This is a genomic window from Dyadobacter koreensis, assembly GCF_900108855.1.
GTDB classification, from domain to species: domain Bacteria; phylum Bacteroidota; class Bacteroidia; order Cytophagales; family Spirosomataceae; genus Dyadobacter; species Dyadobacter koreensis.
The window spans coordinates 915,693-931,623 of the sequence record NZ_FNXY01000002.1; the positions used below are offsets into that span (position 1 = coordinate 915,693).

The 15,931-nt window shown below is 42.2% G+C and carries 10 protein-coding genes; 9 read left to right on the plus strand and 1 reads right to left on the minus strand.

From position 1 onward, the window contains the following. Positions 1 to 10: 10 nt before the first annotated feature. The 4 genes from BMY70_RS08410 (at position 11) to BMY70_RS08425 (ending at position 4,694) form a co-directional block, all read left to right on the plus strand. Positions 11 to 1,837 (plus strand): STN and carboxypeptidase regulatory-like domain-containing protein, encoded by a 1,827-nt coding sequence (locus BMY70_RS08410; RefSeq protein ID WP_090334548.1) that lies wholly within the window; start codon positions 11 to 13, stop codon positions 1,835 to 1,837. 211 nt (positions 1,838 to 2,048) lie between these two features. After that, on the plus strand, positions 2,049 to 3,104 hold the full coding sequence (locus BMY70_RS08415; protein ID WP_090334550.1) for a hypothetical protein: 1,056 nt from the start codon (positions 2,049 to 2,051) through the stop codon (positions 3,102 to 3,104). Positions 3,105 to 3,123: 19 nt separating this feature from the next. Then, positions 3,124 to 3,990: a lysophospholipid acyltransferase family protein gene (locus tag BMY70_RS08420; RefSeq protein ID WP_177196978.1), complete on the plus strand. Its 867-nt coding sequence runs from the start codon at positions 3,124 to 3,126 to the stop codon at positions 3,988 to 3,990. A gap of 212 nt (positions 3,991 to 4,202) precedes the next feature. Beyond that, entirely contained in the window at positions 4,203 to 4,694 is a 492-nt protein-coding gene (locus BMY70_RS08425) for a CHRD domain-containing protein (RefSeq protein ID WP_090334799.1), read from the plus strand. A 66-nt stretch (positions 4,695 to 4,760) separates the two neighbouring features. Here BMY70_RS08425 and alaS read toward each other — a convergent pair whose 3' ends face one another. Beyond that, positions 4,761 to 7,409, minus strand: coding sequence for an alanine--tRNA ligase (alaS, locus tag BMY70_RS08430; RefSeq protein ID WP_090334556.1), 2,649 nt, complete (start codon positions 7,407 to 7,409; stop codon positions 4,761 to 4,763). 605 nt (positions 7,410 to 8,014) lie between these two features. On the opposite strand from alaS, the gene BMY70_RS08435 reads away from it, so the two are divergent. The 5 genes from BMY70_RS08435 (at position 8,015) to BMY70_RS08455 (ending at position 15,910) form a co-directional block, all read left to right on the plus strand. Then, entirely contained in the window at positions 8,015 to 8,401 is a 387-nt protein-coding gene (locus tag BMY70_RS08435; RefSeq protein WP_229209524.1) for a hypothetical protein, read from the plus strand. A 135-nt stretch (positions 8,402 to 8,536) separates the two neighbouring features. Then, positions 8,537 to 9,232 carry an RNA polymerase sigma factor gene (locus BMY70_RS08440; RefSeq protein WP_090334559.1) on the plus strand — a complete coding sequence of 232 codons (696 nt, stop codon included), beginning with the start codon at positions 8,537 to 8,539 and terminating at the stop codon, positions 9,230 to 9,232. A 168-nt stretch (positions 9,233 to 9,400) separates the two neighbouring features. Further along, positions 9,401 to 10,450, plus strand: a complete 1,050-nt coding sequence (locus tag BMY70_RS08445) for a FecR family protein (protein WP_090334562.1) — start codon at positions 9,401 to 9,403, stop codon at positions 10,448 to 10,450. Positions 10,451 to 10,515: 65 nt separating this feature from the next. Next, a complete protein-coding gene (locus BMY70_RS08450) occupies positions 10,516 to 14,055 on the plus strand; it encodes a SusC/RagA family TonB-linked outer membrane protein (protein ID WP_090334565.1) in 3,540 nt (1,179 codons plus the stop codon). Between the two features lie 13 nt (positions 14,056 to 14,068). Next, entirely contained in the window at positions 14,069 to 15,910 is a 1,842-nt protein-coding gene (locus BMY70_RS08455) for a RagB/SusD family nutrient uptake outer membrane protein (RefSeq protein WP_090334568.1), read from the plus strand. Positions 15,911 to 15,931 lie beyond the last annotated feature (21 nt).

The window sequence follows — 15,931 nt, forward strand, 5'->3', positions numbered from 1 at the left end:
ATCTTTCGGCATGAATTGGACTTTTACTCGTCTGGGGGCAATAAACCTGGTAGCGATCATTCTTTCGCTTTCTATTTCTTGTCGTGCCCAGAAATTGCTTAACAGCACCGTTTCAATCCAGGTAAAACAGAAACCTGTTTCTGAAGTTTTAAAAATAGTCAGTGAACAGAAGAATTTTTATTTTTCCTATAATAGTAATATTGTCCCGGGGGATAGTCTGGTAACTTTAAATATGCAAAACAAGACGGTCAGGCAAGTCCTGGATGTTTTATTAACAGGAATTTATCAGTATAAAGAAACGGGTGATTATATCATTATTCAAAGACCTCCAAAGGAGAAAAATTATCATCTCACCGGTCGTATATTCGACAACGAAACGGGCAAAGAAGTGGATTATGCCAGTGTATATTCCAAGCAGCTGCTTGCTTCTGCGCTTTCAGATGATCACGGATCGTTCCGGCTTCGCTTGCGAGACCGGAATTTTCCTTTGTCTCTGACGATCAGTAAAGTCGGGTACGCAGATACGACAATTGTTGTCAATTCGGAGCTCGAAAACGACCTTACAATAACTATTTATCCCAAAGCGATTGATCTGGATCCTGTTTTTGTACGCTATTCAGAAGGCGGAGGAAGTTGGCTGGCGCGTATGTTTGTGTCTTCGAAGTTACGATTGCAAAGTAGAAATATCAGCCGTTTTTTTGTCTCGCTTCCATATCAGGCTTCGTTTACACCTGGACTGAGCACACACGGAAAAATGAGCTCTCAGGTTAGTAATAAAGTTTCGCTGAATATTCTGGGCGGTTATACTGCTGGCGTGAATGGCGTTGAACTTGCCGGCTGGTTTAATATTTCCAAAAAAGATGTCCGTTACGTCCAGATCGCCGGAATCTTCAATATTGTCTCAGGGCATGTTCATGGGGTCCAAATGGCAGGCTTTCATAATCATGTACTTGATTCGTTAAAAGGTGTCCAGGTTTCCGGCTTGAGCAATCAGATAAACAAGTCATTATCCGGTGTTCAGATTTCCGGCTGGCTAAGCAGGGTATCCGGGGAAATGCACGGCGCACAAATCTCGGGTGTTGGAAATATCGCGAGAAGTGAAGCAAATGGCGGTCAGATAAGTGGAATGTTTAATTTAGCAAAGGAAAATATAAGAGGCTTGCAAATTTCCGGCGGGATAAATTTTGGGAAAAAGAGTGTTTCGGGAGCTCAGATTTCAGGATTGGGAAATTCGGTTAAGGCTGAAATGTATGGGTTGCAGCTGGCCGGACTTTATAATTACACTAAAAATCTGAGGGGCGTTCAAGTCGGTGTGATCAACCTTGCGGATACTTCGTCTGGTTACAGCATTGGCCTGATCAATATTATAAAAAAAGGAAAAGGAGCTTTTGCGATCTATGCTAACGAAGTCTTGCCCTTAAATTTGGCCTGGAAATCCGGTAACAGAAAATTATATAATATTTTTACGGTCGGCACCGGTCTGGGAGCCGGTAATAAGGCTTTCACGTTTGGTTTTGGTGTCGGAAAAGAGTTTGTATTCAACAAATCACTTTCATTAAATACCGAGATTATAAACCAGAATTTCTATCTCGGACAATGGAAAGATCTTCCAGTTATGTACCGTTTTCAGACCGGTCTCAATATCAAAATAAGTAAGCGGATTTCAGTCTTTGCTGGTCCATCCTTCAATATCTTCAATTCGCAGCAAACGGAATTCAGGAAAGGTTATCAAACTCTGGCTAACGAGGGTAGTTACCGGTTTAAAATCAATAATTCTACGCATGGATGGGTTGGCTGGCAAGTCGGATTATTGTGGAATTATGGCGCTGAGCGCTGATTTATGATCTTTTTCTTCGCAATTTCAAACCTGACTGAATGTGTTTCTCTGATAATTTCTTAAAAATTTAACAAATTTTTCCTCGAAAATTTAGGGTAATCTTCGCTCCGGTTGTCAATTTGATACATACGGCAACCAGGAAAAATTGAAGGCCTGCAATTAATAACTCCGCAGCGGTATGTGTTTAAACTTTCATCTCAATTTAGACACAATGAACAAGTACACAAATATTTTCCCGGGCATCTTCATGCTCAATTTTTTCTTTTTATGTTTTTCAATTACCGCTTTTGCACAAACTGAGGAGCGCACAAGTGTTGCTCACATTGGCCTGATTTACCCGCTGAGCACCAACGGGAAAAATGCAGCGGATTATACGAATATGTTTTCCTTGCATGCAATCGCCGGACTGTCGAAAGCGGAGACGGGTGTCGCTATTTCCGGAATTTCCCTATTGATAAAGGACAGTGCGAAAGGCGTGCAGATCAGTGGTGTTTCCAATATCATTCTTAATTCTTCACAAGGTGTGCAGATTGCCGGTATTGCCAACATAACCCGTCACGAATCCAGGGGGATCCAGATCGCAGGATTTATGAATTTTGGTGAGGAAGCTGGTGCGGTTCAGGTAGCCGGATTTGGCAATGTAACAAGCAAAAGCGTGAAAGGACTTCAATTATCCGGTTTTTTGAATAGAACAGAAGATGTCAATACACAGATTTCCGGTTTTATGAACATCGCGAAAAATGTAAAAGGAGTTCAGCTGGCGGGTTTGATCAATATTGCCGACAGCAGCGATTATCCTATTGGGCTACTGAATTTTGTGAAAAACGGAGAAAAGTCGATAAGTCTGACTATTGATGAAACTGCCACCACTATGGCTTCTTTCCGTTCAGGAGGACGCGTTTTGTATGGGATTTTAGGGGTCGGCTATAATCTCAAGAATGACGATAAATCGCTGTACGGTATCGAGGCCGGATTGGGCGCACATATTACAGTTTCCAACAAATTCCGAATAAATACAGAGGTTGTTACACAAACGTTATCAGATTTTAAAAGTGGCGATCACTTCAAAAATACGTTACGTATATTGCCAGCGTTTAAGATTTTGCCCCAGCTTGAAATATTCGGCGGGCCAAGCCTGAACTACGTGGATTATTCCAAAGGGAAAGGCGATGGCCTGATAAGTCACTATCTATGGAAAGAGCGCCGAGGGGAAGATTTTAGAGGATTGTATTTTGGTTTCAATGCCGGTATGCACTTCATTCTTTGAGCCGGTGAAAGTGCAATCGATGGCAATTAGCAGTGATAGCCACGCCGAAAAAACGAATGTCAACAAGCCGCTGCGGATTTGGGTGTATAAAGCTTTTTCCGAAATTCTTTTTATTTTTTTATCAAAAATAGTCGGATACCGTAAAGACGTAATTTTGCAAAATTTCAGGAATTCGTTTCCTGAAATACCAAAGTCAAAGGAAGCGGGATTGGTCAATTCTTATTACCGGCATTTAAGTGACTTGCTGGTAGAATTGTTTTTGCTGAACAATTTAAAAACGAAGGAAATCAGTCATTTCGTCAGGTATGAAAATATTCAGCTGCTGACAAGATTGTACCGCTCAGGCAAGGATATTCTTCTGTTAGCTTCGCACTATGGCAACTGGGAATATCTGTTAACGCTTCCATTGGTTACAGACTATGAAGTCATAGCAGTTTATTCTCCGATTTCAAATGCGGCTATTGATCAATGTATGCTCAGGCTAAGATCCAGATTTGGCGTCCGTTTAGTAAAAAAATCGGATTGGTATCGAACGGTGCTAAAAGAAAATTATGGGAAACCCAGGATTTATGTGATGATCGCTGATCAACGACCAGTTCCTCCCTATAAAAATCCGGTTCATTTTCTTGGAAAAACGACTTTTGTTCAAGCGGGATGTGAGCGGATTGGTCAGAAATTAAATTGCGCGATCGTTTATACTGATGTTGAAAAAATGGCAAGACATCGGTATAAATTCAAGTTTAAATTAATGCGTGACAGTGGCACGGAAATCAGGTCGGGAGAGATTTTGGAAGCATACTACCGGGAATTAGAAAAGACGATCCTAAGAAATCCTTCCTGCTGGCTTTGGTCGCATAATCGCTGGAAAAATCATGAGGCGACTTAAAATAGAGAACCAGGGAGTAAATTGTGGTTTCTTTCTACAAAAAGTGTTATGCTTTCTACATTTGTTACAACAATATAATTTTGCAGATTTTTGTAGATTCTGGCTTTTGAGTTCGTAGAATTGGTTTTGAACCGGAAGGCACTATTTTATTAATAGCCGACTCGTCAAACAATTTTTCACTAAAATAAATAAGTATGAACAAATTGGCGAGTATGAAGAAATTTGCGTTTATCGGTATTTGTGTACTGGGTGTTGCATGGGGTTGTAAGGATGATGATGAGGATGTAACACCGCCAGTTGAAGTTCTTCCGACATTGAAAGTTACTACAACACTCTCAGGAGCAAATGAAAGACCCGCAAACGATTTGACTGCAACCGGCGCTGTGGATGGAACATTAGATCAGGAAACAAACATTTTGAAATTGAACATTACTTACAGCGATTCGGCGGCTACGGATTCAACAAGCAGTGATTCGACTGCTGCGTTTATCCCGACCGCATGGCATATCCATAAGGGAGCAGTTGACACGACAGGCGCAGTTGTGATTGATTTGGGAACAACATTTACGTCTCCATTTGCCTTTACGGATACTTTAACGGCTGATCAGGTTGCTGATTTGAAAGCCGGACTTTATTATGTAAATATCCATACGGCCGAATATCCGAATGGTGCGATCAGAGGACAATTGTCAGCAAAAGAGTAGTGCCGATACATAAAAAAAGCCCGTTGCTTCTCGAAAGCGACGGGCTTTTTTATATATAATTATGAGCTAGAAAAGCTCTCGTGCTTTTTCCAGTGCCTTGTCAAGACCACTTGCGTCAGATCCTCCTGCAGTTGCGAAAAATGGCTGTCCGCCTCCGCCGCCGCGAATTTCTTTTGCAAGGTCCTTCACAATACTGCCTGCGTTCAATCCAGAGCTTTGAACCACATTTTCGGCAATGAAGACTGATATTTGCGGCTTTCCTGCAATTTCAGTTCCAAATACAGCGATGAGGTTTTCTACCTGTTCCCTAAGTTCATAAGAAAGCTGTTTCAGGGATTCTGCACCTGGGACATTTACTTTTTCAACGACCAGATTAAAAGTTTGGTAACTTTTTACTTTTGCAAGTAATTGTGTTTTCAGTTGCTGGATTTTTTCATTTTCCAGAGCTTCAATTTTCTTCTGCAATTGCGTACGTTCGTCAAGCAAATTTTCAACAGCTTTCACCAAATCCTTCGGACCTTTTAAAAGGTCTTTCAGCTGATTAAGCGTATCTTCCTGCTGACGCATAATTTCCAGTGCTTTCTCTCCCGTTACCGCTTCAACGCGACGAACGCCGGCAGATACAGAACCTTCCGAAATAAATTTGAAAACACCAATTTCACCTGTCGAAGGAATATGTGTTCCCCCACAAAGTTCGAAGGAGAATTCCGGATCGAAGATGATCACACGGACGAAGTCGCCATATTTTTCACCGAAAGTTGCCGTTGCACCCATCGAAATTGCTTCCTGGATCGGCACGTTGGTCATCACTTTTAACGGAATGTTTTCACGAATTTTTTCATTAACGCGGTCTTCAATTTTCTTCAATTCCTCGTCAGTAACTTTTGAGAAGTGGGAAAAGTCAAAGCGTAGTAATTCATCGTTCAGAAAAGAACCTTTTTGTCCGATATGGGTCCCCAAAACTTCACGCATCGATGACAACATCAAATGCGTCGCCGAGTGGTTCGCTTTAATTTTATGACGACGCTCCTCATCAATATGCGCAACTACAATACCTGCGTTTTGCAGTGCATCATCAAGATTTTTATCTCTTGAGATATGGACAAAAAGATCGTTTTCTTTTTTAGTATCTACAATGTTGACAACTTTTGAGTCTCCGTTAACATTGAAATGCAATGTGCCGGTATCACCAACCTGTCCACCCATTTCCGCATAAAAAGGTGTGCGGTCAAGAACGATATGATATTCTTCGCCAGTCTTTGTTTTAACCTTACGGTATTTCACAATGTGGCTGTGCGTTTCCTCAAAATCATATCCGAGAAACTCAACCCCATCCGACTCGCGAAGTTCGATCCAGTCTGTGGCTTCCTTGCTTGCATCTTTGCGGGAACGTGCTTTTTGTTCAGCCAATGCATCCTGGAATCCGGCTTCATCGATGATGAAACTTTTTTCACGTGCGATTAGAGCCGTTAAGTCAACCGGGAAACCAAAAGTATCGCTCAACTCAAAAACCTCACTTCCGGCGATAACATTCGTCTCTTTTTCCTTCAAATTCGCCATGATGATATCAAGCCTTTTCAGGCCGGATTCAAGCGTGCGAAGGAAACTTTTTTCTTCTTCAAGAATTACCCGGGTCACAAATTCTTCCTGCGCAGTCAACTCCGGGAAAACATCTTTAAACTGTTCAGAAAGAACAGGAATTAATTTGTGAAAAAATGGTTCTGCAAATCCTAAATATGAATATCCATAACGTACGGCGCGACGTAAAATACGACGAATTACATAACCTGCTTTTACGTTGGAAGGTAATTGTCCGTCGGTAATAGCAAAAGCAACAGCCCGGATATGGTCAGAAATAACGCGCATGGCGATGTCGGTAAACGGTTCTTCGCTGCCGTATGCTTTTCCAGATAATTTTTCTAAAACATTAATTGTATTCTGGAAAACGTCGGTATCATAGTTAGACATTTTCGCCTGAACAGCCATACAAAGACGTTCAAAACCCATCCCGGTATCGACGTGTGTAGAAGGAAGAGGAATCAGTGAGCTGTCGGCTTTACGTTCAAACTGCATAAATACCAGGTTCCAGATTTCCACTACCTGCGGATGATCATTATTAACTAACGATTTTCCAGAAATTGAGTCAACATCAGCCTGAGGGCGCAAGTCGATGTGAATTTCAGAGCAAGGTCCGCATGGGCCGGTATCACCCATTTCCCAGAAATTGTCCTTTTTGTTGCCTAAAATAATACGGTCTTCACCAACAATAGGAGCCCACAAATCCCAGGCTTCCTGATCAAACGGAACGCCGTCTTTTGCATCTCCTTCAAAAACAGAAACGTACAAACGTTCTTTCGGAAGTTTGTAAATTTCGGTCAATAACTCCCACGCCCAGGTAATTGCCTCTTTTTTGAAATAATCACCAAACGACCAGTTACCCAACATTTCAAACATGGTGTGGTGGTAAGTGTCGAATCCAACATCCTCTAAATCATTATGTTTACCCGAAACGCGAAGGCATTTTTGCGTGTCGGCAATCCGACGTGACGGAGGTGTACCGTTGCCCAAAAAGAAATCTTTGAACTGCGCCATACCCGAGTTGTTGAACATCAGGGTGGGATCGTTCTTTGCGACTAGTGGGGCAGAGGGAACAATAAGGTGCCCTTTGCTGCGGAAAAAATCCAGAAAAGACTGGCGTATCTTATGCGAAGTCATTGTATATAAGTTGGTACTACGTCTCTATGAAAATGTTCGCAAAGTTAAAGAAATTTGCCATGTGCTCGTCACTGGCTTAGTATTTTACCATCCAAGACATTTTAGATAACCTTGGAAAAAGAAGAATAAGTGTTTTCAATTTGGAGTTAAAAGAATATGCTTGGCCGGATAAACCATGAATATCCGGACACCGTAAACGAAAATCTTAGGTTCTCTCGGGTTTCAGATGGTTGAGATTTATTCAATCCGTCTTCATTTTTTTTAAAAAAAGCTAAATTTTTTCCCGAAAATGAGTGAGCAAAAGCTATGTGCTTCTCCAATTGGAGGTTGCAGGCAGGCAGCCTCAAACTTCTCAATTCAAGTGCGAAAATCGTAATCGTTTACGGCGAAAAAGCTAAAAGGGTTTACTTAAATTTTGTCGCTCCGATCACGATTTTGTTCTAATGACTTTTTAAATTCTTTGAGTATAAAAGTCTGTTAATCTCCTTTTTTTAAATAATCAACAGACTAAAATTGACACCAATCACATTTTTAAATAATTGCCGGGAATATTTTGATTTGTGTCAGAAAACAAATATTTCCTATACACTCTTAATGTGCGACAGATGAAACCCTACTCGGAGTATTCGGCCGAAGAGTTAGCGATGGAAAACCTTTTTATCAGGTGGGTCCGGTTCCCAAATGATCCTCCTATACGCTCTTTTTGGGAAAACTGGATGACAAAATATCCTAACAAAAAAGATACGGTGGAACAGGCGAGAGAGCTGGTTTTGATTACTTCTGAATGGAAGACTGACACGCTTTCAAATCAGGATGTAAATTCAATTTGGGACAGAATCAGAAATTCGCTTGAAATCATAAAAGAGCGGGAGCCCGGGGAAATTGTTTCTGATAAAAATTCTTCAATGATCAGGCCAAAAAATATTATTCTTGGTGTGATTTCTATGGCCGTGCTTGGCTTGCTTTGCCTTATTCTGCTTTATATCCGCTAAAATGTCCTTTGCTTCAATAAAATAATTCTTTGAAAAATTGTAAAATATTTAAGGGGTAATTGCGGGTTTATTCGTCACTTTTGTGCCGGAAATCAGCCGGTTTGTAAGGCCACGGTTATTTGTTATCAATCTCTTATGAAACCGGAAGATAAATCCATTCCATCGCAAACTCCAAAGGATGATCAGGAGCGAAATTATCTGTCCATGAAGAAGATTATCAGCGAGCCCATATGGGAATCTCTGAAAACTGGTGACAGAGCGTCCTTCGAACAGGTTTTTAGAAAATATTATCGGCCGCTGCTTAATTACGGAATGCGTCTGAATCCTGACGAGGATGAAATAAAAGATTGCATACAAATTCTCTTTCTTACAATCTGGGAACGGAAAGAGTCGCTAGGTGACTCAGATTCTGTTAAAAATTATCTTCTTGCTTCCCTTCGCCGTCTGGTTATCAAAAGGATGAATGCAACAAAAAATACATTTGTAAGCATTGATAATAATGATGTTGCATTTTATGCGGATCTGTCCCCTGAAGCCCGGATAATCCATGATCAGAATTGCTGTGACAACATCAATACACTTCAGGCCGCCATAAGTAAACTACCCGATCGGCAAAAAGAAGCGCTTTTTCTCCGTTTTTACAGTGACCAGTCATTTTCAGACATCGCGTTAGTTATGAACATTTCTACCCGGGCTGTTTACAAACTTATTTACAAAGCGCTCGACGCACTTAATGAAGACCTCGCGCCTTATTCCAAAAGTATATCTCTTCTGCTATTCCTGTTTTTTAGTTTTCCGTTAGATCCGGTGATAGATATCTTAAAAGATTGAAATATTTGCTCCTAAATTTTATTTTGAATTTTGGTAAATATTCTGTCTGTCAGTTACTTATGTAGCATCATTGTTTTTCTGTAAATATTTTATGAAAAAAAGTGATTTTACGAGGGTCACTTTTTTCGGTTTCCATCTTATGAATAATAAAGATCAAATATTATTCTATTGGAACATCAAAAGTATTCCCGGTTTAAAGCGCGCGATTTCGCTTTGGACGCTGATTTTAAATCCTGGATATTAGGGAATTCTCCCGAAAGTGATCATTTGTGGGAGCGTTGGCTTGCGGCTAATCCAGACCTGATACCAGAGGTTGATAAGGCGAGAGAACTCATCACTGCCTTAAATTTTAGAGACTATGGGACAACAGATGAATTGGTCGATTTGGAGTGGAAGCGTCTGCAAAATGCAATTGACTTTTCTTCCGCAGAAGCTGAGGTATCACAACCTTTCTTCGTCAAAACAAGCTGGGTTTGGACAATCGCAGCAGCTTGCGTTTTATTTATTTCCGTTTTTGCGGTTAGGCAGATTTGGTTCTCTGGCTTGAATTCAAATGAGGCGAAGATCATCTCCAGAACCGCCTCCAAAGGGGAACGTCTTTTAATTAAGCTGATCGACGGAAGCACAGTCCGGCTAAACTCTGGCTCAACTTTAACTTTTCCAAAGGTTTTCCCTGCCGGCAAACGTGAATTGAGTCTGATCGGTGAAGCTTTCTTCGAAGTGGCTCCCGATAAGAATGCTCCTTTTATCATTCATACCGGAAGCATAACAACACAGGTTTTAGGAACTACGTTTGGCATCGAAGCCTATCCTGAAACCGGCGATATCCGTGTCGCAGTAGTAGAGGGCAAAGTGAAGGTGAATTCAAATTCCCGTTTAGAGAAGGAAAGCCAGGAGGTTTTTCTGACAAAAAACAAAATGGCAACTTTTGATAAATCCGCCAAACATCTTGCTGTGTCAGAGTTTGACAGCAAAACTCAGCTGGCATGGAAGGACGGCGTGTTGTACTTCGAAAAATCAGATTTCCGGAACGTAATCAAGAAGCTTGAAAACTGGTATGGCGTGAAAATCCAGATCGACCGGGACTTGGCGCTTGATCCCGAATGGCGTTTCAGCGGAAAGTTTAACAATCAGTCGCTCGACTACATTTTGAACGTGGTCCGATATCCAAATCAATTTTCATTTGAGATTAAAAATGACACCGTAAACATAAAATAAATGGAAAAATAGAAAACTAAACCTAAGCACAAATTTCTAAACAAACTTACCTAACATTTTAAATTATGGATACAAAAGCTCTACCTCCGCCATCGTTCGCATGGCTCAAAATCTTCGCGATAACTGGTCTGCTGTTTTGGTCCCTGCTCCCGGAGTCAGCTGTTGCTGCTGAAAGGAAATTTCAGGAAAAAAGCATCGAACAGATTTATATCTCTATAAAACTGAAAGATGTTAAACTTGAAGATGCATTTAGCACGATCGTTGAAAAAGCGGATCTGAATTTTCAATATGATAAAAAGCTGGTCATTAATAAAAAACTGAAACGAAACTTTGATAATGAAAGCCTTGGCGAGTTGTTAAGATATATTTCCAAGGAGACAGGACTAAGTTTCAAGAGAGTAAACGAGACAATCTATGTTACCGCTGCCGGTTCAAGAACAGTCACTGAAGAGATCAAAATACCGAGTTCTTCCAAAGCTGAAAAGCCGGAATCGTCTGTTAGATTGCCCGTAGAACAAGTGTATGCGCAAAGAATGCAGCATGTTATGAGTAATGCAGTTGCAGCAATGGCAGTAACTGTTGCGGGTAAAGTTTCTGATGAAAAAGGAGAAGGGTTGCCTGGCGTCAACGTTATTGAAAAAGGAACTTCAAATGGAACTTCAACCGATACGAACGGCGAATTTAAAATTACAGTATCCAGCAGTTCTTCTGTATTGACTTTTAGTTTTATTGGATTTGTTTCGCAGGATATGGCCGTTGGAAATCAACAAACGGTCAGTGTGACAATGAAAGCGGAGGATAAATCTCTGGAAGAGGTCATTGTTGTGGGATACGGAACGCAGAAAAAAGTGAATGTAACAGGCGCTGTTTCTTCAATTAAAATCGATGACAAGATCACAAGCCGTTCGCTGTCCAACGTTTCATCTGGTTTATCCGGACTTGTACCCGGTCTGGCTGTAACGCAAAACTCAGGTATGGCAGGCAGAAATAACGCTGCTTTGATCATTCGCGGGATGGGAACAGTTAATAACAGCAGTCCGCTGGTCGTTGTCGACGGAATGCCCGATGTCGATATCAACCGGATTAACATGAATGATATTGAGACAATTTCAGTTTTGAAAGACGCCACATCTTCTTCCGTATATGGTTCGAGAGCCGCTAACGGGGTCATTTTGATCACAACGAAATCCGGGAAAGGGCAGGAAAAAGCAACGATCAATTTTACCGGGAACTATGCAGTTCAGGTTCCGACAAAGGCATACGATTTCATGTCTGATTATCCCCGCGCTCTGACATTGCATCAGCGCGCAGCTGCGGTTAATACGCTCCGTTCTAACTGGCTTTTCAAGGACGGCACGATTGACCAGTGGATGGCTTTGGGGATGATCGATCCGTTAAAATATCCGAGCACCGACTGGTGGGACGTGATTATGCGGAACGGAGCAATTCAGAATTACAACCTGTCTGCTTCGGGCGGTAGTGATAAATCCAATTTCTTTATATCCGTTGGTCTGATGGATGAAAAAGGTTTACAGGTTAATAACGATTACAAACGTTACAACGCCCGCTTCAATTACGATTACAAAATCCGTAAAAACATTAATACAGGTATTAAGTTTAACGGAAACTGGTCAAAACTGACTTATGCGCTCGAAGACGGGTTCACAGACGACGACCCTGCAAACACGGCTGGTTTTGATATGCAGTATGCCATCGCCGGTATCGTCCCTTATGATCCTGTGACAGGTTATTTTGGTGGAGTTATGGCTTACAATGAAGATCCTCAGGCTTATAATCCATATACAGTTTACGTGAACAACCTCAACAAGCAGAACCGCCAGGAAGCGAATACAAGCATTTATCTTGACTGGACTCCGATTAAAGGGCTGACTGCACGGGTTGATTATGCATTAAATTATTATAATCAGTTTCGCTGGAATGCCAGTATGCCAAATCAGTCATACAACTTCCAAACAAACAGTTTCGGTAGCAGAGTATATGTAGGTGCCAATGCCGGTGTTGGTAATTTTACGAACACAGGTTTTAAGACGATGCTAAACGGACGGTTGAATTATAACACAACGATCGCCAAAAATCATGAGATCGGCGCGATGTTCGTATATAGTGAAGAGTATTGGTATGACCGCTTTCAGTCTACTTCCAGAAATGACCGTTTATATCCGACATTGCATGAAGTCGACGCTGCGCTGACTGATATTCAAGGTACGGGTGGAAACTCTTCGACCGAAGGTCTTCGGTCCTATATCGGCCGTGTGAATTACGCAGCTTTTGACAAATATTTACTGGAATTGAATTTTCGTTCTGACGGATCTTCCAAGTTTTTACCGGGCAGCCAGTATGGGTTTTTCCCCTCGGCCGCGTTAGGATGGAGGTTTACAGAAGAGGGATTCATTAATTCATTCACTTCCCGTTTTCTTACAAACGGTAAACTTCGCGCCTCTTACGGGAGCTTGGGGAATAATAGCGGGGTGGATCGCTACGAACAGCAGCAAACTTTGGCAGCCAGCAATTATATGATCGGTGGAGGGATTGTCAAAGGTTTTATCAACAAAAAGCTTATCAATCCTAATTTGTCCTGGGAGACCACGAAAGTGCTGAATATTGGTATGGATCTGGGTTTTTTGAACAACCGGCTGACTACCGATATTGATTACTATGATCGTTTGACAACAGGGATGAATCGCCCTTCTGAAATGTCAGTTTTGCTGACCGGAGCTTATGATGCTCCCCGAAGGAATATCGGTAATCTTAGAAACCGCGGTGTGGAAATTAATCTGGCCTGGCGTGATAAAATGGGAGAGGTTACCTATATGTTCAATTTTAACGGCTCTTACAACGCTACGAAACTTGAAAAATGGAATGAGTTTTTAGGTCGTGGCGCAACAACCTCCGTAAATGGCGTAACAACTTCGGGAAATACGGTTTTCATCGGCATGCCATATAGCTATCTGTATACGTACGAAGATGCAGGAATTGCCCAGACCTGGCAGGATATATACAACGCAACTCCTCAGGGAGCATCTCCGGGAGATATTCTTCGCAAGGACATAAACGGAGACGGACGGATTGACGACAATGATAAAAAAGCTTATCCCAAAACCCAGCGAAACAGACCGACAACAAACTTTTCCATGAATGCCAATTTCTCCTGGAAGGGAATCGATCTTACCTTTTTACTGCAAGGGTCGGCAGGGCGTAAGGATTTCTGGATCAATAACTACAATAACGTGAACTTCGGTACGCAGCGTTATGCATCCACTGTTCAACACTGGGAAAATCCATGGAGTGTCGAAAACCGCAGCGGTGCCTGGCCACGACTCGCCGGGAATGCAAACCGGGAGGAAACAACATTCTGGTTGGATAACCTGGCGTATCTACGTGTGAAAAACGTTCAGCTTGGTTATAACCTGCCTCCGGCATTGTTGCGGAAAATCGGTATAACGAATTTCAGAATTTTTGCTTCGACTGAAAACCTGGCAACATTTACCAAATTCCGGGGCCTTGATCCTGAGATGGATGGCAACAAAAGTGATGCATATCCTTTGAATAAATCATACTCGGTCGGCATCAACATCGGTATTTAAAAAAGTTATGACTATGAAAAAAATGAACTCCAAAATATTAATTGTTTCCGTTCTTTCAGGACTAATGCTGTTCGCCAGTGCCTGCGTTAAAGACCTGCTCGAACAGGAACCGACAACGGAACTCGCGGCCAACGTGTTCTGGAAAACAGAAGCAGATGCCACTTTTGCCTTACAAGGCGCTTACTCTTCAATCAGACCTCTTTTTGATCGTGATTATTATCTGGATGGGCATGGTGAATATTTCCGGACAAGAGGCACGAGCGCCACAAGTGGGAATTTAAGGCTTGGCGATGCTTATCATAACGGAAACTATAATCCGAGTGGATATGCCGGAAGCTTTGATAAAATGTACCGCTATCTGTACGGTGGTGTCAACCGTGCGAATTATGTAATCGAAAATGTGAACAAAATGATGGCTACAGCAAAACCGGAAGCTATACCTAATCTGCAATTGATTCTGGGTGAGGCTAGGCTTCTGCGTGGTATCGTATATTTCAGGCTGATCTCCATGTGGGGCGACGTTCCTTATATCAATAAAGTGATCTATGATAATTCGGAAGTTTCCGGTTTGAGCCGTGCACCGATTGCGCAGGTGAAGGATTCAATTATGGCTGACTTTACTTATGCTTTTGATAAATTACCAGCAAAAGCCTCAGCAACGGGCCGCGCAGGAAAGCCGGCAGCTCTTGCTTTTCGTGGAAAACTACAATTATACTGGGCATGCTGGAACAAGTTCGGATGGCCGGAACTCGACACTTTTAAACCGGATGCAAATGCCGCAGAGGTTGCTTACAACGGTGCTGCTGCCGATTTTAATAAGGTGATCAACGATTATGGACTGACGCTTTTCCGAGGTGGAGAACCAGGTGAGATCGATTCTCTGGGCAAGGCAGAAAAACTTCCAAATTATTATTATCTCTTCACGCCACTCGCAAACAATGATCCCGAAATTATCATGGGTTTTACACATGGCGGAACGGGAACAGCCCAAGGCGAAGAATTGATGAGAGATGTCGCTGGCCGTTCACATGAAGGTTCGCAATGCTGGGTTTCTCCAAGATATGAGATTGCAGACCGCTATCAATCGACTATCACGGGCGATTTTGCTCCAAAATTGGTTCCAATGAATCCTGCAACTGCTGGTGCCAGAACAGCTCCGAATTCTGCTGTCAACCCTGCATCTTACAGAAACCGTGATTATCGGATGAAATCTTCAATTATGTGGGATTATGAGGTGAGTGTCGGAATGATTTCCCTGAAATCGACCGGATGGTGCCCGTTTATTTATAAAACCTGGAACCAGCCTGTTAATATAAATGGAGTGAATTATACGACCTATAATACGGATGGAAGTAACTCAGGTTATGTGTTAAGAAAATTTCTCCGGAATTATGCCGGTCAGGGCAGAAGCGATGGTGACTATAATTATCCGATCATGCGTCTGGCAGATGTATATTTGATGTATGCGGAAGCGACTAACGCCGTGAAAGGACCACAGGCAGACGCAATCGCGCTAGTGGATAAAGTACGCCGCCGAGGAAATCTTCCTCCATTAAAGGCGGACAAAATTGCAAGCAGTGCAGCGTTCTTTTCTGCCATTGAACAGGAACGGATCGTAGAACTTTATGGAGAAGGGCAACGTGGATTCGATATCCGCAGATGGAGAGCGATGGAGAGAATCTGGGGCGCGCCGTTAACCGAAGGTGTCTGGCGAATCGATACGCACGGGGCAAACATTGACCGGTATTTTCAAAATGTTTCGGAACGGGTCTATCAGCAGAATTACATTTTCCGAATTCCGCCCGGTGAACGCGATCGCAACCCGAACCTTACACAAAATACGCCTTGGTTATAGTTTCAAACTCTGGCATTTCAA

Coding starts and splice junctions, on each gene's coding strand:
- BMY70_RS08410 (WP_090334548.1), top strand. CDS start 11: ATGAATTGGACTTTTACTCGTCTGGGGGCAATAAACCTGGTAGCGATC.
- BMY70_RS08415 (WP_090334550.1), top strand. CDS start 2,049: ATGAACAAGTACACAAATATTTTCCCGGGCATCTTCATGCTCAATTTT.
- BMY70_RS08420 (WP_177196978.1), top strand. CDS start 3,124: ATGGCAATTAGCAGTGATAGCCACGCCGAAAAAACGAATGTCAACAAG.
- BMY70_RS08425 (WP_090334799.1), top strand. CDS start 4,203: ATGAAGAAATTTGCGTTTATCGGTATTTGTGTACTGGGTGTTGCATGG.
- alaS (WP_090334556.1), bottom strand. CDS start 7,409: ATGACTTCGCATAAGATACGCCAGTCTTTTCTGGATTTTTTCCGCAGC.
- BMY70_RS08435 (WP_229209524.1), top strand. CDS start 8,015: ATGAAACCCTACTCGGAGTATTCGGCCGAAGAGTTAGCGATGGAAAAC.
- BMY70_RS08440 (WP_090334559.1), top strand. CDS start 8,537: ATGAAACCGGAAGATAAATCCATTCCATCGCAAACTCCAAAGGATGAT.
- BMY70_RS08450 (WP_090334565.1), top strand. CDS start 10,516: ATGGATACAAAAGCTCTACCTCCGCCATCGTTCGCATGGCTCAAAATC.
- BMY70_RS08455 (WP_090334568.1), top strand. CDS start 14,069: ATGAAAAAAATGAACTCCAAAATATTAATTGTTTCCGTTCTTTCAGGA.